The 21,384-nt window shown below is 30.7% G+C and carries 30 protein-coding genes and 1 tRNA gene; 1 reads left to right on the top strand and 30 read right to left on the bottom strand.

Translation table 11 applies throughout. The features are described 5' to 3' along the window. From secY to ACYQ44_RS00480, 29 genes are all read right to left on the bottom strand, one after another. Positions 1-1,278, bottom strand: a complete 1,278-nt coding sequence (gene secY, locus ACYQ44_RS00620; protein WP_459994541.1) for a preprotein translocase subunit SecY — start codon at positions 1,276-1,278, stop codon at positions 1-3. Continuing rightward, a complete protein-coding gene (gene rplO, locus ACYQ44_RS00615; protein WP_459994540.1) occupies positions 1,278-1,733 on the bottom strand; it encodes a 50S ribosomal protein L15 in 456 nt (151 codons plus the stop codon). Before rplO ends, secY begins: the two co-directional genes overlap by 1 nt. A gap of 13 nt (positions 1,734-1,746) precedes the next feature. Next, the gene (gene rpmD / locus ACYQ44_RS00610) at positions 1,747-1,932 is read right to left on the bottom strand and encodes a 50S ribosomal protein L30 (RefSeq protein ID WP_459994539.1); all 186 of its coding nucleotides are present in this window, start codon (positions 1,930-1,932) and stop codon (positions 1,747-1,749) included. 2 nt (positions 1,933-1,934) lie between these two features. Beyond that, on the bottom strand, positions 1,935-2,447 hold the full coding sequence (gene rpsE / locus ACYQ44_RS00605; protein WP_459994555.1) for a 30S ribosomal protein S5: 513 nt from the start codon (positions 2,445-2,447) through the stop codon (positions 1,935-1,937). Between the two features lie 38 nt (positions 2,448-2,485). Next, positions 2,486-2,848, bottom strand: coding sequence for a 50S ribosomal protein L18 (gene rplR / locus ACYQ44_RS00600; protein WP_459994538.1), 363 nt, complete (start codon positions 2,846-2,848; stop codon positions 2,486-2,488). 14 nt (positions 2,849-2,862) lie between these two features. Then, positions 2,863-3,417 carry a 50S ribosomal protein L6 gene (rplF, locus tag ACYQ44_RS00595; RefSeq protein WP_459994537.1) on the bottom strand — a complete coding sequence of 185 codons (555 nt, stop codon included), beginning with the start codon at positions 3,415-3,417 and terminating at the stop codon, positions 2,863-2,865. Positions 3,418-3,431: 14 nt separating this feature from the next. Then, on the bottom strand, positions 3,432-3,836 hold the full coding sequence (gene rpsH, locus ACYQ44_RS00590) for a 30S ribosomal protein S8 (RefSeq protein ID WP_459994536.1): 405 nt from the start codon (positions 3,834-3,836) through the stop codon (positions 3,432-3,434). Between the two features lie 13 nt (positions 3,837-3,849). Next, positions 3,850-4,035: a type Z 30S ribosomal protein S14 gene (locus ACYQ44_RS00585; RefSeq protein ID WP_129409944.1), complete on the bottom strand. Its 186-nt coding sequence runs from the start codon at positions 4,033-4,035 to the stop codon at positions 3,850-3,852. A gap of 14 nt (positions 4,036-4,049) precedes the next feature. Next, complete coding sequence (rplE, locus tag ACYQ44_RS00580; protein ID WP_459994535.1) at positions 4,050-4,604, bottom strand: 50S ribosomal protein L5; 555 nt, start codon at positions 4,602-4,604, stop codon at positions 4,050-4,052. 17 nt (positions 4,605-4,621) lie between these two features. After that, positions 4,622-4,939: a 50S ribosomal protein L24 gene (gene rplX, locus ACYQ44_RS00575; protein ID WP_459994534.1), complete on the bottom strand. Its 318-nt coding sequence runs from the start codon at positions 4,937-4,939 to the stop codon at positions 4,622-4,624. A gap of 9 nt (positions 4,940-4,948) precedes the next feature. Next, positions 4,949-5,317, bottom strand: coding sequence for a 50S ribosomal protein L14 (gene rplN, locus ACYQ44_RS00570; protein WP_459994533.1), 369 nt, complete (start codon positions 5,315-5,317; stop codon positions 4,949-4,951). Continuing rightward, entirely contained in the window at positions 5,317-5,619 is a 303-nt protein-coding gene (rpsQ, locus tag ACYQ44_RS00565) for a 30S ribosomal protein S17 (protein WP_459994532.1), read from the bottom strand. The genes rplN and rpsQ overlap by 1 nt, the downstream gene beginning before the upstream one ends. 6 nt (positions 5,620-5,625) lie before the next feature. Continuing rightward, complete coding sequence (gene rpmC, locus ACYQ44_RS00560; protein WP_459994531.1) at positions 5,626-5,832, bottom strand: 50S ribosomal protein L29; 207 nt, start codon at positions 5,830-5,832, stop codon at positions 5,626-5,628. Then, on the bottom strand, positions 5,829-6,257 hold the full coding sequence (rplP, locus tag ACYQ44_RS00555) for a 50S ribosomal protein L16 (protein ID WP_459994530.1): 429 nt from the start codon (positions 6,255-6,257) through the stop codon (positions 5,829-5,831). The genes rpmC and rplP overlap by 4 nt, the downstream gene beginning before the upstream one ends. A gap of 23 nt (positions 6,258-6,280) precedes the next feature. Next, a complete protein-coding gene (gene rpsC, locus ACYQ44_RS00550; protein WP_459994529.1) occupies positions 6,281-6,913 on the bottom strand; it encodes a 30S ribosomal protein S3 in 633 nt (210 codons plus the stop codon). A gap of 12 nt (positions 6,914-6,925) precedes the next feature. Further along, the gene (gene rplV / locus ACYQ44_RS00545) at positions 6,926-7,378 is read right to left on the bottom strand and encodes a 50S ribosomal protein L22 (RefSeq protein WP_459994528.1); all 453 of its coding nucleotides are present in this window, start codon (positions 7,376-7,378) and stop codon (positions 6,926-6,928) included. Positions 7,379-7,392: 14 nt separating this feature from the next. Continuing rightward, the gene (rpsS, locus tag ACYQ44_RS00540; RefSeq protein WP_129409937.1) at positions 7,393-7,677 is read right to left on the bottom strand and encodes a 30S ribosomal protein S19; all 285 of its coding nucleotides are present in this window, start codon (positions 7,675-7,677) and stop codon (positions 7,393-7,395) included. Between the two features lie 17 nt (positions 7,678-7,694). Beyond that, complete coding sequence (rplB, locus tag ACYQ44_RS00535) at positions 7,695-8,519, bottom strand: 50S ribosomal protein L2 (RefSeq protein WP_459994527.1); 825 nt, start codon at positions 8,517-8,519, stop codon at positions 7,695-7,697. A gap of 16 nt (positions 8,520-8,535) precedes the next feature. Continuing rightward, positions 8,536-8,835 carry a 50S ribosomal protein L23 gene (gene rplW, locus ACYQ44_RS00530; protein ID WP_459994526.1) on the bottom strand — a complete coding sequence of 100 codons (300 nt, stop codon included), beginning with the start codon at positions 8,833-8,835 and terminating at the stop codon, positions 8,536-8,538. Beyond that, positions 8,835-9,512 carry a 50S ribosomal protein L4 gene (gene rplD / locus ACYQ44_RS00525; RefSeq protein ID WP_459994525.1) on the bottom strand — a complete coding sequence of 226 codons (678 nt, stop codon included), beginning with the start codon at positions 9,510-9,512 and terminating at the stop codon, positions 8,835-8,837. The genes rplW and rplD overlap by 1 nt, the downstream gene beginning before the upstream one ends. Positions 9,513-9,546: 34 nt before the next feature. Beyond that, positions 9,547-10,170, bottom strand: coding sequence for a 50S ribosomal protein L3 (gene rplC, locus ACYQ44_RS00520; RefSeq protein ID WP_459994524.1), 624 nt, complete (start codon positions 10,168-10,170; stop codon positions 9,547-9,549). Positions 10,171-10,199: 29 nt separating this feature from the next. Beyond that, complete coding sequence (gene rpsJ, locus ACYQ44_RS00515; RefSeq protein ID WP_459994523.1) at positions 10,200-10,508, bottom strand: 30S ribosomal protein S10; 309 nt, start codon at positions 10,506-10,508, stop codon at positions 10,200-10,202. A gap of 88 nt (positions 10,509-10,596) precedes the next feature. Then, complete coding sequence (gene tuf / locus ACYQ44_RS00510; RefSeq protein WP_459994522.1) at positions 10,597-11,796, bottom strand: elongation factor Tu; 1,200 nt, start codon at positions 11,794-11,796, stop codon at positions 10,597-10,599. Between the two features lie 29 nt (positions 11,797-11,825). After that, on the bottom strand, positions 11,826-13,904 hold the full coding sequence (gene fusA, locus ACYQ44_RS00505) for an elongation factor G (protein ID WP_459994521.1): 2,079 nt from the start codon (positions 13,902-13,904) through the stop codon (positions 11,826-11,828). Positions 13,905-13,923: 19 nt separating this feature from the next. Beyond that, the gene (gene rpsG, locus ACYQ44_RS00500) at positions 13,924-14,391 is read right to left on the bottom strand and encodes a 30S ribosomal protein S7 (protein ID WP_459994520.1); all 468 of its coding nucleotides are present in this window, start codon (positions 14,389-14,391) and stop codon (positions 13,924-13,926) included. Between the two features lie 12 nt (positions 14,392-14,403). Next, positions 14,404-14,778 carry a 30S ribosomal protein S12 gene (gene rpsL / locus ACYQ44_RS00495; RefSeq protein WP_072864158.1) on the bottom strand — a complete coding sequence of 125 codons (375 nt, stop codon included), beginning with the start codon at positions 14,776-14,778 and terminating at the stop codon, positions 14,404-14,406. Positions 14,779-15,081: 303 nt separating this feature from the next. Continuing rightward, positions 15,082-16,260: a vWA domain-containing protein gene (locus ACYQ44_RS00490; RefSeq protein WP_459994519.1), complete on the bottom strand. Its 1,179-nt coding sequence runs from the start codon at positions 16,258-16,260 to the stop codon at positions 15,082-15,084. Beyond that, positions 16,248-16,820, bottom strand: coding sequence for a hypothetical protein (locus ACYQ44_RS00485; protein ID WP_459994518.1), 573 nt, complete (start codon positions 16,818-16,820; stop codon positions 16,248-16,250). Before ACYQ44_RS00485 ends, ACYQ44_RS00490 begins: the two co-directional genes overlap by 13 nt. Continuing rightward, positions 16,804-18,153 (bottom strand): MFS transporter, encoded by a 1,350-nt coding sequence (locus tag ACYQ44_RS00480; protein ID WP_459994517.1) that lies wholly within the window; start codon positions 18,151-18,153, stop codon positions 16,804-16,806. Before ACYQ44_RS00480 ends, ACYQ44_RS00485 begins: the two co-directional genes overlap by 17 nt. Before the next feature lie 316 nt (positions 18,154-18,469). Between ACYQ44_RS00480 and pulA the strand changes: the two genes are divergently transcribed. Next, entirely contained in the window at positions 18,470-21,061 is a 2,592-nt protein-coding gene (gene pulA, locus ACYQ44_RS00475; RefSeq protein WP_459994516.1) for a type I pullulanase, read from the top strand. Positions 21,062-21,205: 144 nt separating this feature from the next. Here pulA and ACYQ44_RS00470 read toward each other — a convergent pair. Then, a tRNA-Gln gene (locus ACYQ44_RS00470) sits at positions 21,206-21,280 on the bottom strand. Positions 21,281-21,384 lie beyond the last annotated feature (104 nt).

Below are 21,384 nucleotides of genomic sequence, written 5' to 3'. Positions count from 1 at the left end.
TTATCTCCTCCCGCGGAGTTTCCCTTTCTTCATGAAACCCTCATACTGTCTCGTAATCATATGAGCTTCTATTTGTTGCATTATATCCAATGAAACACCAACTGCTATAAGTGCTGATGTACCGCCAATCCAAATATTTACCCCTGATGCACTTCTAATAATATAAGGCAACAATGAAATTATTACTAAGAATAGTGCACCAATAAAGGTAACTCTCATCATCGTTTTTGTTATATAATCTGATGTTGGTTTACCAGGTCTTATACCAGGAATAAATCCACCATATTTTTTAATGTTTTCTGATATATCATTTGGATCTATAACTACTGAATTATAAAAATATGCAAAGAAGAATATTAATAATGCATAAATTATTAAGTAAAGAGGTGTACCATAACCAAACCATCTACTTACCCATTGTGCTCCTGTTGCTGTAGCTAACATTGAAGGTAATGTCATTATAGCTGATGCGAAAATTATTGGTAAAACACCTCCACCATTTACCTTTATTGGAATATATGTGGAAGATCCACCATAAATTTTGTTTCCTATAACTCTTTTTGCATATTGTACATTAATTCTTCTTTCTGATGTTTGCAAATAAACTGTACCAACTACTACTGCTATAGCAATTACAATTAATATTATCCATTCGAAAACGCTTAATCTACCTACTAAACCACTTGCTATATATTGTGGGAATCTTGAAACTATACCTGCAAAAATCAATACAGAAATACCGTTTCCAATACCCTTTTCTGTAATCATTTCACCTAACCATAATAAGAACATTGTACCAGCAACTATGGAAGATGTTGATATTAATACAAAAATAAAATAATTTAAATTAGGAGATCTGTAATTTGCAACTCCTAATGATAAGAAAAATCCTTGAAGTAGAGCTAGACCTAATGTAACCTGTCTTGTCAATCTACCAAATTTTTTTCTACCCTCTTCCCCTTCTCTTAACATTTCTTTCAAACTTGGTATTACTGATGATAATAATTGTAAAATGATTGATGCATTAATATAAGGTGTAACACTTAGAACAAATATAGAAAATTGTTTTAATGATCCACCTGTAAAAACATCAAAAAAACTAATTAAACCTTGAGAGGTACCACCTAAACCGGCTATAAAACCTTCCCATCTTGCTAAATCTATTCCTGGAATTGGAATATATATGCCTACTCTAAAAGCGATTAAAGCTAATAATGTAAATATAATACGATCCCGGAGTTCCGGGATCTTCCACATATTTTTAAATGCTTCTCTCATTATTGAATCACCTCGACACTTCCGCCGGCTGATTCGATTTTTTCTTGTGCTTTTTTACTGAATGCATGTGCTTTTACTTTTAATGGTTTTGTTAATTCGCCATTACCTAATATCTTTACACCGTCTTTTACTTTTTTAATAATTCTTTTTTCTAATAATTTTTCCGGTGTAATTTCTTCATTTGCTTCAAATTTGTTTTCTAATACAGATATATTTACTTCTGCATAATCTTTTTTAAATGGAGCATTTGTGAATCCATATTTTGGAATTCTTCTGAATAATGGTGTTTGACCACCTTCAAAACTTGGTCTTACTTTACCTTTACCTCTAGATTTTTGACCTTTATGACCTTTTCCACCTGTCTTTCCTAACCCTGAGCTCCAACCTCTTCCGGTTCTTTTGGCAACTTTTCTTGATCCTTCGGCGGGTTTTAAGTCTGATATTTTAAGAGACATATTTGCTACCCCCTCATTCTTCAATTTCTTCAACTTTTACAAGGTGTTGTACCTTTGTAATCATACCTCTTATTTCAGGTCTATCTTCTTTTATAACTTCTTGATTTGGCTTTCTTAACCCTAAGGCATCTAAGGTGGCGAGTTGTCTGTAATTTTTTCCCGCTCTTCCTCTTACAAGTTTTATTCTTAATTTAGCCATTATTATCCCTCCTTATGGGCACCTTGGAATACCTTTGAAACACTCAAGTCTCTGAGTTCTGCATATTCTTTTGGTGACTTTAATTCTTTTAATCCATTCAAAGTTGCTTTAGCTAAATTGATTGCAGTTGTTGAACCTAAAGCTTTTGAAAGGATATTACGTACTCCTGCTAATTCAACCACAGCACGAACTGAAGCAGAAGCAATAATACCAGTACCTGGTCCTGCTGGTTTTAAAAGAACTTTTGAAGCATCTTGTCTTCCTAATACTTCATGAGGAATAGTTCCATTTTTTACAGGAACTTCTATCATATTTTTCTTTGCATTTTGAATAGCTTTTCTAATTGCTTGAGGAACTTCTCTAGCATTTCCACTTCCTACTCCAACTTTTCCGTTTCTATTTCCTACAACAGCTACAACTCTAAAGGATATATTTTTTCCACCTGTTGTAACTTTTGTAACTCTTCTAATTTCTATTATTCTTTCTTCAAATTCTTCAGCAGCTGCTGAAGCCATTAAATTTTTATCTAAGGCCATTTTACGTCTACACCTCCTTAAAAGTCAAGACCTGCTTCACGGGCAGCATCAGCTAAAGCTTTAATTTTTCCATGATATTTGAAGCCGCCTCTATCAAATGATACTTTTGAAATTCCTTTTTCTAATGCTCTTTTTGCAATTAACCTTCCTACTTCTTTAGCAGCTTCAATATTCCATGTTTTTTCTAATTTTAATTCTTTATCAACTGTGGAAGCAGCTGCCAATGTATGACCTTTTGTATCATCTATAATTTGAACGTATATGTGTTTATTACTCTTGAAAACAGCCATTCTTGGTCTTTCAGGAGTTCCGAAAACTTTTCTTCTAACCCTTAAATGTCTTTTTCTTCTTAATTTTTTCTTTTGAATGGGTTTAATCATCTGGTCAGCCTCCCTTAAACTTTCTTACCTTGTTTTCTGATAATTACCTCACCAACATATTTAATACCTTTTCCTGAGTATACATTTGGTTTTCTAAATCTTTTGATTTTTGCAGCAACTTCACCAACTAAATATTTATCAATTCCTTTTACTATTACCTTATTTGGTGCTGGTACTTCTATTGTTATTCCTTCAGGTGGAAGGTATTCAATTGGGTGAGAATAACCTAATTGTAATACTAACTTTGAACCTTGCATTGCTGCTCTATAACCAATACCTAATATTTCTAATTCTTTTGAAAATCCCTCTGTTACACCTTTAATCATATTTTTTACTAATGAAGCATAAGTTCCTTGAAACATATTTATTCTTTTTGCATCACTTTTTCTTTTCATTGCATCTTCGTTACCTTCTACTTTTATTTTATTATCTTCAATTACAAATTTTACATAAGGTAAATATTCTTGGGTTAATTCACCCTTAGGACCTTTAACTTTAATTGTATTATCGTTAATTGTCACTTCTACTCCATTTGGTATATCTATTGGATTTTTTGATATACGTGACATTTATTCAGCACCTCCTACCAAACGTAACAAATTAATTCTCCACCGACTCCTAGTTCCCTAGCTTCTTTGTCGGTAAGAACACCTTTTGAAGTTGAAATTATTGATATACCCATTCCACCTTTAACTACTGGAATTTTATCTTTTGATACATATACTCTTCTTCCAGGTTTTGAAACTCTTATTATACTATGTATAACATGTTGTCTATTTTTTCTATCACCTTTGTATTTTAATTGAATTTTTAATATTCCTTGCTTCCCATCTTCAATAAATTTATAATCAGCAATATAACCTTCTCTTTTTAATATTTCAGCTATATTTCTTTTTAAATTTGATGCAGGTATTTCTACACTTTCTTTCATAACAAGATTCGCATTTCTTATTCTTGTAAGCATATCTGCTACGGGATCACTCCACATTAAGATTCCCTCCTTACCAACTTGCCTTTTTAACGCCTGGTAATTTTCCTTCCAAGGCTAATTTCCTGAAACAAACTCTACATAAACCGAATTCTCTATATACAGCTCTTGGTCTTCCACAAACTATACATCTTGAATATTCTCTTGTTTTATATTTTTTTGGTTTTCTCCACCTAGCAACCATTGATTTTTTTGCCATTATTTACCTCCTCCTTAATCTCTCTTGAAAGGGAAGCCCATTAATTGAAGGAGTTTTCTTGCTTCCTCATCAGTTTTTGCAGTGGTTACAATAGTAATATCCATACCTTGCACTCTTTTTACTTGATCAGGTTTTAATTCTGGAAATACTAATTGTTCTGTTAAACCGAATGTATAATTTCCTCTTCCATCAAAACTATTAGGATTCATACCTCTAAAGTCTCTTAATTTTGGAAAGATTATGTTTATTAATTTAAACAAGAAATTATACATTTTAACATTTCTTAATGTTACCTTTGCGCCAATAGGCATTCCTTCTCTTAATTTGAAGTTAGCAACACTTTTTTTTGCTCTTGTAACTACAGCCTTTTGACCTGTAATTAATGATAATTCTTGAGCATGTTTTTCAACAGTGTCGGCATTCCTTGAGCCCTCGCCAATTCCCATGTTAACTACTATTTTAACTATTTTTGGAACTTCATGAACATTTTTATATCCAAATTCTTTCATGAGGGCTGGAACTACTTCTTTTTCATATTCTTCTTTTAACGGAATGTATTCATATCTCATAATCTATTCCTCCCTCATTAAACTTTATCTATGATTTCATTACATTTTCTACAAACTCTTACTTTTTTACCTTCTTCTAAGAATCTGTATCCAACCCTTGTTGGTTTGCCACAACTTGGACAAATTACCATAACTTTACTTACATGAATAGGTGAAGGTTGATCTATAATCCCACCTTCTCTTAATTGTTGTGTTGGTCTTTGATGTTTTTTTACTACATTAACATTTTCAACAATAATTTTATTTAATTTAGGAATTACCTTTAAAATTTTTCCTTCTTTACCTTTATCTTTTCCAGATATTACTCTTACTAAATCACCTTTTTTTATTTTCATGCTCTCACCTCACCATACTTCTTGTGCAAGAGATGCTATTTTTGTATAACCTGCTTCTCTTACTTCTCTAGCAATTGGACCAAATACACGAGTACCAACAGGCATATTATTTTTATCAATTAAAACAGCTGCATTTTCATCAAATCTAATGTGAGAACCATCTTTCCTTCTTATTTCTTTTTTTGTTCTAACAACAACAGCTTTTACAACTTGTCCTTTTTTAATATCTGTATGAGGTATTGCTTCTCTTACTGAACATACAACTACGTCTCCAATAGTACCTACTGATTTGTGAAAACCACCTAAAACCCTTATTACTCTTAAAACTTTTGCTCCAGAATTATCTGCTGCTCTTAAATAACTTTCGGCTTGGATCATTATGCGTCACCCCCAACTTCTTCCACTGTTTCGGGTGTTTCATTATTTTTTTCCGCAAAAATATTCTTTTCAACTATTCTAGTAACTCTCCATGTTTTTGTTTTTGAATATGGTCTTGTTTCCTCTATTTCAACTATATCACCAATTCCACATTCATTTTTTTCATCGTGTGCATGAAATTTCTTTGATTTTTTAACGAATTTTTTATATATTGGATGCTTTATTTTTCTTTCTACTTTAACAACAATTGTTTTGTCCATTTTGTCGCTAACAACTTCGCCTATTAATGTTTTTTTAGGCATTACTCATTACCTCCTTATACCCAATTCCCTTTGTCTGAGAATTGTTTTTATTCTTGCTATGTCTCTTCTAACCATCTTTATGGAAGCAGTATTTTTTATTTGTCCTAATTCATGTTGAAATCTCATTTCAAATAATTTCTTTTTAGATTCTTCTAATTTTGTTTTTAATTCTTCGTCTGTTAAGTTGATTAATTCTGCTACTTGTTTCTTCATTTTGCTTCCCCCCTTATGTGGTACCTGGGTACTATTTTTGTTTTAATAGGTAATTTAGTTGCTGCGTATAGTAATGCTTCTTTTGCTAATTCATCAGTTGTTCCAGCAATTTCAAACAAAACCTTTCCTGGTTTTACAACTGCTGTCCAACCTTCAACATCACCTTTACCTTTACCCATTCTTGTTCCGATTCCTTTTGAAGTTATTGGTTTATCTGGGAATATTTTTATCCATATTTTTCCATTTCTTTTTAATGTTCTAACCATAGCTAATCTACATGCTTCAATTTGTTGTGAAGTGATTAAAGCTGGTTCAAGGGCTTTCAATCCCCATTCGCCAAAGTCAACCAATGTTCCTCCTTTGGCATTACCTTTCATTTTACCTCTTTGTATTTTTCTATATTTATATCTTTTTGGCATTAACATTTTACATCACGCCCTCCTTTAGTTCATAACTGAGTGTCGCCTTTATAAACCCATACTTTTATTCCGATTGTTCCTGACAATGTTTGTGCTTCTGCTGTCCCATAATCGATATCTGATCTTAAGGTTTGTAAAGGTAATCTTCCTTCCATATACCATTCAGTTCTTGCAATTTCAGCACCGTTAAGTCTTCCTGAAACCATGATTTTTATTCCTTTTGCACCTTTCTTTAAAGCAGCTGATATAGCTCTTTTCATAGCTCTTTTATAAGAAGCTCTTTTTAAAATTTGTGCTGAAATATTTTCAGCAATTAACAAAGCATTTACTTGAGGGTTTCTAATTTCTTCTATATTAATTCTTACATTTCTATCATTAACCATTTTTTCTATTTCTTTTTTTAAACCTTGAATTTCAACACCTTTTCTTCCTATTATAATACCTACTCTTACAGCTTTTATTGTGATATTTATTTGTGTTGAGGATGGTCTTTCAATTAATATATCACCAACACCTGCTTCATAATATTTATTTTTAATATAATCTCTTATTTTTAAATCCTCTTTTAAGAATTCTGCATAATTTTCTTCACTAAACCAATTAGCTTTCCATGGTTTTGATATTCCTAACCTAAATCCATATGGATGTACTTTTTGACCCACGGACATTCCACCTCACTTCTGAGATTTTAACTCTTTTTCTTTTTCTCTGTCTCTAACTACAACAGTAATATGTGCCATTCTTTTTTGTAAAATATCTGCTCTACCTCTTCCTCTTGGCCATAATCTTTTCATTCTTGGACCATCATTAACATAAACTTCTGCAACATATAAATTATCTGCAGCTAATCCAAAATTATTTTCAGCATTTGAAATCGCAGATACTAATACTTTATATGTCAATCTTGCAGCTTTTTTAGGGCTAAACATTAATATTTGTAATGCTTCATCTACATTTTTCCCTCTAATAGCATTTATAACTGATCTTGCTTTTTTAGGGGAAATTCTTAAGTATTTTGCTGTAGCTTTTGCTTCTATTTTTGGCTGTGCTGCTTCAGCTTCTTTTCTTATTTTATGAAAAACAGATCTTTTCAATCTTTTACCATCTTGAACTCTTGATACAGCCATGGTTACGTCCCTCCTCATTTCACCTTGCCTTTTTTAGCCTTTTTGTCAGCATGACCGCCAAATCTTCTTGTTGGCGCAAACTCACCTAATCTATGTCCAATCATATGCTCTGTTATATAAACAGGTATATGTTTCATACCATTATGTACAGCAATTGTATGTCCAATCATTTCAGGCAAAATCATTGATGCTCTGCTCCATGTTTTGATTACTTTCTTTTCGCCTTTTTCATTTAACTCTCTTACCTTTTTCAACAGACTTGGGTGTACATAAGGCCCTTTTTTCAATGATCTACTCACTAACAGCACCCCCTAGGTTACTTTTTTCTTCTTCTTACTATAAATTTATCGGATTTTCTTTTACCACGTCTTGTTTTATATCCTTTAGCAGGTGTTCCCCAAGGACTTCTAGGAATATGACCTTTACTTGCTCCTTCACCACCACCCATTGGATGATCAACTGGGTTCATGGCCATACCTCTAACATGAGGTTTCTTTCCTAACCATCTTGTTCTACCTGCTTTACCGAATACTTCATTTATATGATCTTCATTTCCAACCATACCTATTGTAGCCATACATCTTACATGAACTCTTCTTAATTCACTTGATGGCATTCTTAATAATGCATAATTTCCTTCTTTTGCCATTAATTGTGCATATGTACCTGCTGATCTAGCAATTTTAGCACCTTTTCCCGGTTCAAATTCTATGTTATGAACAATTGTACCTACAGGAATATTTTCTAAAGGCAAAGCATTACCTGGTTTAATTTCTGCATTTGGTCCTGATACTAATTCTTCTCCAACTTTGATACCTTTTGGTGCTAATATATATCTTTTTTCACCATCTGCATATACTAATAAGGCAATTCTAGCGCTTCTATTTGGATCATATTCAATAGATACAACTTTTGCAGGAATTCCATATTTTTCTCTTTTAAAATCTATAACTCTGTATCTTCTTTTATGTCCACCACCTCTATGTCTCATAGTAACTCTACCATATGAGTTTCTACCACCTGTTTTTTTGAGAGGTTGTATTAAAGATTTTTCTGGGGCGGACTTTGTAATTTCTGAAAAATCAGTGATTATCATAAATCTCCTTGAAGGAGTTGTTGGTTTAAATTTTTTGAGACCCATTCTTACTCACCTCTCCTTATAAATTACCTTGAAGCTCTTTTATAACGTATCCTTCAGCTAATTTTACAATAGCTTTTTTCCAAGCTCTTGTTTTTCCTTCAAATCTTCCTAATCTCTTTGGTTTTGGTTTTACATTCATTACATAAACTTTTTCTACTTTTACATTAAATATATCCTCAACAGCTTTCTTTATTTCTGGTTTTGTTGCATCCTTTGCTACTTCAAAAGTATATTTGTTTTCACCCATCAACATATATGTTTTTTCTGTGAGGATCGGCCTTATAACTATATCGTAATTAAATTCTTTTTTATTCATTAGCCGAGCACCTCCTCAATTTTAGCTACTGTGTCTTTTGTAAGTACAACTTTTTCATTATTTATCAAATCAAAAACATTTAAACCATCAATATTTACTTTCTTGTTATCTTTACCTTGATTTGGGTTATCAGCAATAATTACTTTTACACCAGGAATATTTTTAGCTGATAATTTTACATTTATGTATTCATCTTTTTTCCAAGGTAAAACTATTAAAGTTTTTGTATTTTCAAATCCAAAATTCTTTAATATTTCTTTCATTGATTTTGTTCTTGGTTTTTCAAATGTTAAATCATCAACAACAATTAAATTGTTCTCTTTTACTCTTACACTTAATGCTGATTTTAATGCTAACCTTTTCATTTTCTTTGTTAATTTTTTTGACCAATCTCTTGGTTTTGGCCCAAATGTAACTCCACCATGTCTCCATAATGGTGATCTAGTTGAACCTGCTCTTGCTCTACCTGTGTGTTTTTGTGCCCATGGTTTTCTTCCTCCACCTCTTACTTCTGCTCTTGTTTTTGTAGAGGCAGTTCCTCTTCTTCTGTTTGTTAATTGCATGTCAACGTATCTGTATAAAACATCCATATTTGGTTCAATAGAAAAAATAGAATCTTTTACTTCTATCGTTCCAACTTTTTCACCTTTAACTGAGTAAAGGTCTAATTGAGCCATCTTCTTTTACCTCCTCATTCTTCATTTTCGGGGCTTACTTTTTGATTGCTTCTCTAATAATTAACAATCCACCCCTCGCACCTGGAACTCCACCTTTAATTGCTAATAGGTTATTTTCTTTGTCTATTTTTATGACTTCTGAGTTTAATACTGTAACTTTTTCATTACCGTAGTGACCAAACATTTTTTTACCTTTAAAAACTTTTGCTGGTTCTGTATGATTACCTGTTGAACCTAATGCTCTATGGAATTTTGAACCATGAGTTTTTCTTCCACCACCAAAATTCCATCTTTTCATAGCACCTGTGTAACCTCTACCTTTAGACCAACCTGTTACATCTACTTTTTCTCCTTCTTCAAAAAGCGTTACATCAATAACTTGACCAATTTCATAAGAATCCACATCTTCAACTTTAAATTCTTTTAAGATTCTCATTGGTTTAACTCCAGCTTTTTTAAATATTCCAAGTTTTGGTTTATTTACTTTATTTTCTTTTAATTCTTCAAAACCAACTTGAATAGCTGTATAACCATCTTTTTCCTCTGTTTTCTTTTGTACTACAACACATGGTCCAGCTTTAACAACTGTGACCGGGATGGCTTTACCATCTTTATAAATTCTTGTCATACCTACTTTTCTTCCTAAAATACCTTTCATGCTAATTCACCTCCAGAGCCCGATCAAAATTAAGCTTTCATATCTACTGATACACCTGATGGTAATTGTATCTTTAATAATTGTGTTACTGTTTCTTGAGTTGCATCATAAATATAAATAACTCTTTTGTGTACTCTTTTTTCAAATTGTTCTCTTGAATAATTGTATTTATGTGGAGATCTAATTACTGTATATATTGTTTTTTCTGTTGGTAATGGAATAGGTCCTGAAACCTTTGCATTACTTTGCTTTACAGCTTCAATTATTTTTTGAGCAGATTCATCTAATAATCTATGATCATAAGATTTTAATCTTATCTTGATCAATTTTTTTGCCATATAAACCCTCCTTTAAGCATTTAGCAAAGGGAGCGTGGAAGCTCCCCGATTTTATATTTTATAGCAATTAGTTTGCAAAAAGATTTTATTATTCTATTATTTCTGTAACAACACCAGCACCAACTGTTCTTCCGCCTTCACGAACAGCAAATCTCATATTCTTTTCTAAAGCAACTGGGTAAATTAATTCTACTGTTGCAGTGATATGGTCACCTGGCATTACCATTTCTGCTCCACCTTCAAATTCTATTAATGTACCTGTAACATCAGCAACTTTGATATAGAATTGAGGTCTGTAACCTTTTTTGAATGGAGTATGTCTTCCTCCTTCTTCTTTCTTTAATACATAGATTTGTGCTTTGAATTTTTTATGTGGTGTAATTGTTCCTGGTTTTGCTAAAACTTGACCTCTCCATACTTCATCTTTTCCAATACCTCTTAATAGACATCCTACATTATCACCAGCAATACCTTCATCTAATAATTTTCTGAACATTTCAACACCTGTAACAACTGTTTTTCTAACTTCATCTGTCATACCAACAATTTCTACTTCATCACCTGGGTGAATAGCTCCTCTTTCGATTCTTCCTGTAACAACTGTACCTCTACCTGTGATTGAGAATACATCTTCAATTGGCATTAAGAATGGTTGATCTACTGGTCTTTGTGGTTCTGGGAAGTAGCTATCTACAGCATCCATTAATTCATAAATTTTTTGTACCCATGGATCATCTTGAGAATCTGCCTCTAATGCTTTTAATGCAGAACCTTTAATTACTGGAACTTCATCTCCAGGGAATTCGTATTGATTTAATAATTCTCTTACTTCCATTTCAACTAATTCAATAATTTCTTCATCGTCAACCATATCTGTTTTGTTAATGAATACAACTATAGCAGGAACATTAACTTGTCTTGATAATAATACATGCTCTCTTGTTTGTGGCATAACACCGTCTGTAGCTGCAACAACTAAGATTGCACCATCCATTTGAGCAGCACCTGTAATCATGTTTTTAATATAATCAGCGTGACCTGGACAGTCAATATGTGCATAGTGTCTGTTATCTGTTTCGTATTCAACGTGTGATACGTTAATTGTAATACCTCTAGCTTTTTCTTCTGGAGCTTTATCAATTTGATCAAATGGTGTAAAATCTGCATATCCTTTCATAGCTAATGATTTTGTAATAGCAGCTGTTAATGTTGTTTTACCGTGGTCAATATGTCCGATAGTACCAATGTTCATATGTGGTTTACTTCTGACGAACTTTTCTTTTGCCATTTTGTTCCCTCCTCTATCTTTTGTGATAATTATTTATTCATTATTTTCTCTGCAACTGAAGAAGGTACTTCTTCATAGTGTGAGAATTGAATTGATTGTGTAGCTCTACCTTGAGATAATGATCTCAATACAGTAGCGTAACCAAACAATTCTGATAATGGAACTAAAGAATGAATTAATCTTGTATTTGTGTTTCCTACATTTTCAAATCCTTCAATTCTTCCTCTTCTAGAATTTAAATCTGCTATAATATCACCCATGTATTCTTCTGGAGTTGTTATATCAACTTTCATTATAGGTTCTAATAAAACTGGATTTGCTTTTTTAGCTGCATCTTTTAATGCCATAGAACCAGCAATTTTAAAGGCCATTTCAGAAGAGTCAACTTCGTGATATGAACCATCATATAATGTTGCTTTTATACCAACCATTGGATATCCTGCTAAAATTCCTGATTGCATTGCTTCTCTAATACCAGCTTCTACTGCAGGGATATATTCTTTAGGAATTATACCTCCAACAATTTTATCTTCAAATTCTAATACTTTTGTATTTTCAATAGGTTCAATTTTAACTTTAACATGACCGTATTGACCTCTACCACCAGATTGCCTAATGTATTTTGTTTCTACATCAGCAGTTCCTTTTATTGTTTCTCTATAAGCAACTTGTGGTTGTCCAACCTTTACCCCGACTTTAAACTCTCTCTTTAACCTATCTACAATAATTTCTAAATGCAATTCTCCCATACCAGAAAGAATTGTTTCTCCTGTTTCATGATCAAGTTTTACATTTAAACTTGGATCTTCTTCAATTAATGCTTGTAATGCTTTTGATAACTTAGCTTCATCATTTTTAGTTTCAGGTTCAATTGATAAAGAAATAACTGGTTCTGGAAATTCTAATTTTTCTAATACTATTTCTTCATTTTCATCTGTTAATGTATCTCCTGTTGTTGTATTTTTTAAACCAACAATAGCAACTATATCCCCTGCTCTGATATAATCTACTTCTTCTCTTTGATCAGAGTGCATGAATAACAACCTTGAAACTCTTTCCTTTTTGCCTTTTGAACTATTCTTTACATAACTTCCTTTTTGTAATTTACCAGAATAAACTCTAGCAAATGTTAATTTACCTACAAATGGATCTACCATAATTTTGAAAGCCAATGCTACGAATGGTCCATTTTCATCAGGATGTAATTCTTTTACGAATTCTCCACTTCTTTCATCATATGCTTTAACTGGTGGCAAATCTAATGGTGAAGGTAAATAATCAACAATTGCATCTAATACTGGTTGAACACCTTTGTTTTTAAAAGATGTTCCACATACAACTGGAATAAATGCACCTTCAATTGTACCTTTTCTAATTGCTGCTTTTATTTTATCTTCAGGTATTTCTTCACCTTCAAAAAATAATTCCATTATTTCCTCGTCATATTCAGAAATAGCTGTAATTAAATCTTCTCTATATTGATCTGCTTTTTCTACTAAATCTTCTGGTATATCTCTATATTCATATTTTGCTCCATCTTCGCTAACCCAATAAATTGCTTTCATTTTAACTAAATCTACAACACCTTCAAAATCAGCTTCAGCTCCTATTGGAATTTGCAAAGGTAATGGATTAGTTCCTAATTTATCTACCATTGTTTGAACAGCATTATAAAAATCTGCTCCAAGTTTATCCATTTTGTTCATATAAGCAATTCTTGGAACATTATATCTATCAGCTTGTCGCCAAACTGTTTCTGATTGTGGTTCAACACCAACTTGAGCATCAAATACAGCTACTGCTCCATCTAATACCCTTAAAGCCCTCTCAACTTCTACAGTGAAATCCACGTGTCCGGGTGTATCAATGATGTTAATCCTGTGATCTTTCCAGAAACATGTTGTTGCCGCAGAAGTTATTGTAATACCTCTTTCTTTTTCTTGTTCCATCCAGTCCATTGTTGCCGTTCCATCATCAACGGAACCCAACTTATGTTTTTTACCTGTATAAAACAAGATTCTTTCAGTTGTTGTTGTTTTTCCTGCATCTATATGTGCAATTATTCCTATATTTCTTGTTTTATTTAAGGCATATAACCGCTCTTTCAAAATAATCCCTCCTCAAATATTACCAGCGATAATGTGCAAAGGCTTTATTAGCTTCAGCCATTTTATGAACATCATCTCTCTTCTTAACTGCTGTACCTACTCCATTATATGCATCAATCAATTCTTGAGCTAATTTTTCTCTCATTGGTCTTCCTGATTTATCTCTAGCAGCCTTAACAATCCATCTTAAAGCTAATGAAATTGCTCTATCTTCAGGAACTTCAAATGGAACTTGATAAGTAGCTCCTCCAACCCTTCTTGGTCTTACTTCGATTAATGGTCTTACATTTTCCACTGCTTGATGATAAACTTCTAAAGGATCTTTTTCTAATTTTTCTTTTATTATATCAAATGCACCGTATACTATTGATTGTGCAACAGTTTTTTTACCATCTTTCATAATTCTAACTACCAATTTAGAAACTAAAACATCATTATATATTGGATCAGGAGTAACTGGTCTTTTTGGCGCTCTTCTTCTTCTCATTTACTTACCTCCTTACTTCTTAGGTCTTTTTGTTCCGTATTTACTTCTGCTTTGTTTTCTTCCTTCAACACCAGCTGTATCTAATGTTCCTCTAATTATTTTATATCTAACACCTGGTAAGTCTTTTACCCTTCCACCTCTTATCATTACATTTGAGTGTTCTTGCAAGTTATGTCCTTCACCTGGAATATATGCTGTAACTTCAATTCCATTTGAAAGTCTAACCCTTGCAATTTTTCTCAAAGCTGAATTAGGCTTTTTAGGAGTCATTGTAGAAACCCTCACACAAACTCCTCTTTTTTGAGGATTACTTTGTAACGCTGGTGATTTTGATTTTTTCTTGATTTGTTTTCTTCCATATCTTACAAGCTGATTTATAGTTGGCATAGTATTTTCTATTCCTCCTTTCAATATTTTAAAAAATACCAAGTGTATTTTACCGCAGGTCTTTTTAATTTTCAATTAAAATGTTGTGATGATTTTGTGAAGTTACGAAAATGTTAAAAGATTTTTTTTTCATTCCTTTAATTATATTTTTTTAATTATTTTCAATAATCTTTTTTATTAGCTATTTACAGAATTATATCCTTCTTAATTATATACCTTTTATAAGGATTTTACTCTTTTAATACAAAAATAGCTTTATTATTTTGTTACGATATAATACACTGTTTTGGGCGTTTATTAAAATTATAAAATAATGATTGCTTTATTTCCATATATCTCTTCTACATTTTTCTTGAATTCTTTATTATAATTTTTACTTAGAACAAATAATGCTCTTCTTTTTATAATAGGAACATCTACAAAACCATCAGTAAAAATTATTATTCCTTCTGGTCTTATATTTTCTTCTAGATACTCTATAGCTGGCTCTAAATCTGTATCCCCTTTTCCTTTTATTTCAATGTTTTTCCAATCACCTTTTCCATATCTCAAGATATTCTGAATACTGTTATCAATCTGTACAATATATATTCTCGAATCATATATTTTTGCTATTTTTTCTATTTCTGAAAAAAAAGCTGAATATTCATCTTCAATAATAGAGCCACTTGTGTCAATGATTATTGCAATTTCTGGTCCAAATAAACTTCTCCATCCAGGTTGATTTTCATATCTCCTATTGGGTCTTAATGGTGTTCTATATTTTTCAATAACTATAGAATTACCAAAAAAACGCCTAATCAAATCTTTCCAATTCTTCTTTGATTTATTTATTGTTAAAGAAATCGGAACTTCCAATCCAGAGGGGATATCTCCTCTGGATTTTTCATATGCTTCGCTAATAACCTCACTAACAAGATCTGTTACTATTTCTTCTATTATTTCAAAATTTCCAAAATCTTCATGTGAATCAATTCTATTTTCTTCAATTAGCTCAAGATCTGCTTTATTTGATTTTTCATAATATTCAATAATCCATTTGTAATATTCTTCTACTGTTCTATTTATATAGTTCATAGGTGGCCCTACAGAAAAATTCTCATTATCTGTTCCACATCCCTCATCAAGTAATATATCAAGCGGTACAGAAAAAGCATCTAGTTCTTTTATTTGTTGATTTACTGCTGCATCCATTGCTAAATTCCAAATTTGTCTATCTGTTTTATTTTTAGCTTTGATAAAAATATGTCCATGTATTATATGAAATATTTCATGCTTTAATATTGACTTGGCAAATATTATTCCTTTAGCTTTTAATCTTCTAGGATTATATAGTAATTTAAATCTCCCAGACTTAGATATGGATAATTTAATTGCTCTTGTATTTTCTGAAGGAATATTATCAAAATACATTTTTAAATAGTTATAGAATATACTCTCTTTGCCCAATTCTATCCAAGCTTTTTCAATTATATCCTCCACTTTAACACCTCAATTAACTCTTTTAAATTTTTATAATTTTCTAGTTTATTCGCTATATTGTTATTATAATATCTATAATCTTCGGTAACATCTTTTAATATTTTTATTTTTTCTTTTTCCAATATTTCATCAAAATTTTCTTTATAATATTTTTTTATCTCTTTCATTTCTATTTCTAATAAGTATTTTTCAGGAATGTTGTATTTTAAACCAAATATTTCAATAAATTCATCTAAAACTATTTCAGGATTATTTTTTATTATATATCTTATTTTTATCACTACTTTTTTTTCATATAATTCATTTATATTATTCGGTATATATTCCTTTTCTTTTTCTATTTTTTCATGGGGGATATCTGTATTGGCCTTATATGCATAATTCCATTTTTTTATTATTTCATTATTTTTTTTCATTAACTGCAATCTTACTCTTTCAATCTCATTTTCAGATGACTTTAAATACCATTGTATTATACCTATTTTTTTTATACTTTTATTTTTTAATTTTTCTGCTTCAACTTCATCCAGAGTGTATTTTCTTTCAATCTCTATTCCCATTCCTAGCCTCCAATTTTCGCCTTTTCGGTTTTAAAATTTTCAAATACATCGGTAATTGTACTTCTCTTCTTTTGAACAATGAAGGATTTGATAATAACCAACTTTTATATCTGATAGGTTTCTCATATGCTTCCACACTAGTTAAATGTAATAATGCATATATCCTAAATAAAAAACCAGATAATATCAATAATTGAATTCCATGATATTTATCCCCTAATATATATATCGTCTTGTCTTTTAAGAAATTACCTAAAAATCCACCTATATTTGAAGCTATAATTGCAGTAATTCCAGAAATAAATGCATATGCTCCTATATAACTTTCCGCAGGTTCCGAAATTGTTTCCAACAATAAATTAAAAAAGGTTAAATTTATTGCTGCCCAAGCAAAGGCAGAAAATATTCCATCAAACAAAATTAAACTTTTATAATTATAATCTGTTATTACAAAATATAACAGAGGAGCTATTGTAGCTAACGAAATCCCTATCATCAATATATTTTTATTACCATATTTATCACTTAATTTCCCATAAAATGGATAAAGAATAAGCGTAATTATCCCTGAAACAACACTTATATTACCTAAAAATTTTGTATTTACGCCCAAGATTGCTAATTGCAAATACGAAAAATATGGCCTTGTCAATTCTATTGCAAATGTCCAAATAACCACAAAAATTAAAAATGTTTGAAATTTCTTATCTCGAAATGGTTTCCTAAAATCTATCTTTGGTACTTTATCATTAATTTCTGGGATTTTATGAAAAAAGAATAAAATAATTGTTATTGTCGAAAAAAATGCAACCAATATTGTTACCAATAAAATACCTGTTTTTTGATCCGCATAGTCCAAAAATTGCGCATATAAATAAGTTGCTAAAATGCCTACAGCAGATGCAAAAACATTTCTTATTCCAAAATATTTCCCTCTTTTTTCAAATGGAACTAATTCCCTCATCGCAGTAGTCCAAATATTACTTATAAATGTTCCAAATAATGAGTAAATAATCATTATAGAAACAAATATCCATGATTTTTTTAAATCCAAAAAAACCACAATTGGCAATAAAATCAAAGAACCTCTCCCAATTATAGAAACAAACATCAAACTTTTTTTCCTATCTCCAAAAAATTTATACCAAAGCGGAGTAAAAACTTGAAACATTTGAGCAAAAACTGGGAATGAAGAAATTATAGAGATTTGAAAAGGAGTTGCATTAAAATACAATGCAATTGATATTATTATAAAAGTTTGTGTCGCTACAAAAAAAGCATTAAAAAACATAGCCTCAATTATGGATAATTTTAATGTTTTTGTTAATTTCAAATTTATTCCTCCATTCAAAATAATTATACCATAACCTTAAGATAATATATTAAAAGTTGAATTCATTTAGATAAATTTATAAAAACTTTTTTGAGCTATTATACCAAATTATTTCTATTGTATATTAATGATTTTTTTAAATAATTGTATTTTATTAAACATATTTATTAAAATTAAACTATGATAACTATTTTTTACAATTATTTTTATTTATTGAATTGGTATAATGAAAATATATAAAGTGATTTCAGCCAAACTTATTACTACATATATTATATTTCAAAATTTATAAAAACTTTTAAATGGAGGGGTTATTATGAATAAAAAAAAGATATTACTTTTTTTAATTTTGACGATTTACACATTTATTTTGGCAGCTTTTCCTAATTACAGTACAGGAAAAACTGCAAAGGATTTTGGCGGAAAAACTGTTTTAATTATACATTATCATCGTTTTGATGGAAATTATACTGGATGGAATTTATGGGTTTGGCCTCACAAACCTCAATCTTTAGAAGGACATGCCTATCAATTTACAGGAAAAGATAATTTTGGAGTATACAGCATAATCTCTTTTGATGAAAAATATACAGAATTAGGATATATTGTAAGACTAAATGAATGGCAAGCAAAGGATGTAGCAAAAGATAGATTTGTTAAAATCCCTGAGAATGGTGTTGCCGAAATATGGATCATTTCTAGTGTAGAAGAACATTATGTTAACCCTAATAATATAGATATTAGCCCTAGAATTTTAAGTGCTATTATGGATTCTCCTACAGAACTGAAAATAAATTTAACTACTCCTTTCGATATAAAAGATTGGAAGGGAAAGGTACATGTTTTTGCTGATAACAAAGAGTTAATTGTAAAAAATGTGGAAAAATTGGATCCTACCGATATTTCAAAAACATCAAAAATCAAAGTTATTCTTAACTCTCCTTTTAAAGACGTATATAAAACAGTAAAAGTAAGTATTTTAGGTTATGTTGAAAATACTGTTATTATGAGAAATATATTAAATAATTTTTATTATGATGGAAATGATCTAGGAATAACTTATTCAAAAAAATATACTATTTTTAAAGTATGGTCCCCAGTGGCAAAAAGTGCTGAACTTTTATTGTATTATGATTATAAGAATAAAAAACCAAATAAAATTTATAAAATGAACAAGGAATCAAATGGTGTATGGAGCGTTAAAGTAGATGGAGATTTAAAAGGTATTTTTTATAAATATAGATTTTTTTCATATGGTAAATATAGAGAAACAGTTGATCCATATTCAATAGCTGTTTCTGTAAATTCAGAAAAATCAGCTGTTGTAGATTTAAAAGATACCAATCCCAAAAGTTGGAACGAGGATATAAAACCTCCATTTATAAATCCTGAGGATGCGATTATTTATGAAATTCATGTAAAGGATTTTACAATAAATAAAAATTCTGGCGTTGATGAAAAATATAGAGGAAAATATTTGGGATTAGTTCAAGAAAACACTTCAACTCCTAATGGAATAAAAACAGGTTTATCTCATTTAAAGGAATTAGGAATTACGCATGTCCATATTATGCCTATACAAGATATTTATTTTATTGATGAAACAAAATTTAAAGATCAATACGGATGGGGATATGATCCAAAATTATATAATGTTCCCGATGGATTTTATTCCATTAATCCTTTTGATCCAAATTCAAGAATAACGGAAGTTAAACAAATGGTTAAAAAATTCCACGAAAATGGAATTAGAGTAATTCTTGATGTTGTGTATAATCACACTGCTGTTGTAGGAGAAGGTTCAGCTTTTGATCAAACAGTACCTTACTATTATTACAGAACAGATGATACGGGACATTATACAAATGGTTCAGGTGTGGGTAATGAAATTGCTACAGAAAGACCTATGGTAAGAAAATTTATTCTTGATTCTGTGAAGTATTGGGTAAATGAGTATCATATTGATGGTTTCAGATTCGATCTTATGGGATTAATAGATAAAAAAACTATGGAATTAATTAGCAAAGAACTTCATAGTATAGACCCATCAATATTATTATACGGCGAGCCATGGACTGGAGGAGGAAATTTATTATTTGGTAAAGGTGATCAAAAAAACATGCATATAGCAATGTTTAACGATGATTTTAGAAATGCAATTAGAGGAAGTGTTTTTAATGCAAAAATAAAAGGTTTTGGTTTGGGTTCTTTAGGAAAAGAATTAAAAATAAAAAGAGGTGTTGTTGGTTCTATCGACTATGATTCGAAAATACGATTATGGGCAAATGATCCAGAAGAAACAATAAATTATGTTTCTAATCATGATAATCATACTTTATGGGATAAAAATGCATTGGCTTTAGGTTATACCCCTGATAATATTCCTAAAAACATAGAAATTAAATTAAAAAAGGCTCAAAAATTTTCAAACGCTATTATTTTAACCTCACAAGGAATATCTTTTTTACATGGCGGCGTTGATTTCGCAAGAACAAAAATGGGAAATGACAATCCATATAATATAGAATTACCAAATATTTTTGATTGGTCAAGAAAAGAACAATACTACGATATTTTTGAATACTATAAAGGCTTAATTACTTTAAGAAAAGAACATCCAGCTTTTAGAATGACAGACTCTTATACAATTAAAAAACATCTGGAGTTTTTGAAAACACCTAAAAAAAGAATGGTTGCATTTATGATTAAAAATAACGCAAACAACGATACGTGGAAAAATATTATTGTAATTTATAACGCAAATTCTTCAAAAGTTAATTTTAATTTACCCGAAGGAAAATGGAATGTAGTAGTTAATGATAAATCAGCCGGAATAAAAACAATTGAAACAGTAGAAAATGAAATCACTTTAGAGTCTTTATCTGCTTATGTATTATATCAGAAATAATTCTAATGCCCTCATAATAATATGAGGGCGTTATTAGTTAACGAGTGTAAATATAAATAAAAGTATTTCAAAAATATAATTTTATGATATAATTACATTAGCTAATTTCCACTAAATAACAAAAAAGCCGGCTTCCACCGGCTTTGGCTGGGGCGGATGGATTCGAACCACCGAATAACGGAGCCAAAATCCGCCGCCTTACCGCTTGGCCACGCCCCAATCACAGTAACTATTATATCATAAATTCAACATTTGTCAATACCCTTTTGTTTCTGAAATCGAATAAGATTATTACAAAAATTTAAATAATTGGGAGGTATTAC

Source organism: Marinitoga arctica (assembly GCF_054657315.1).
Note: the sequence above shows the minus strand (reverse complement) of the source record. Positions and strands in the feature narration are given on the sequence as shown.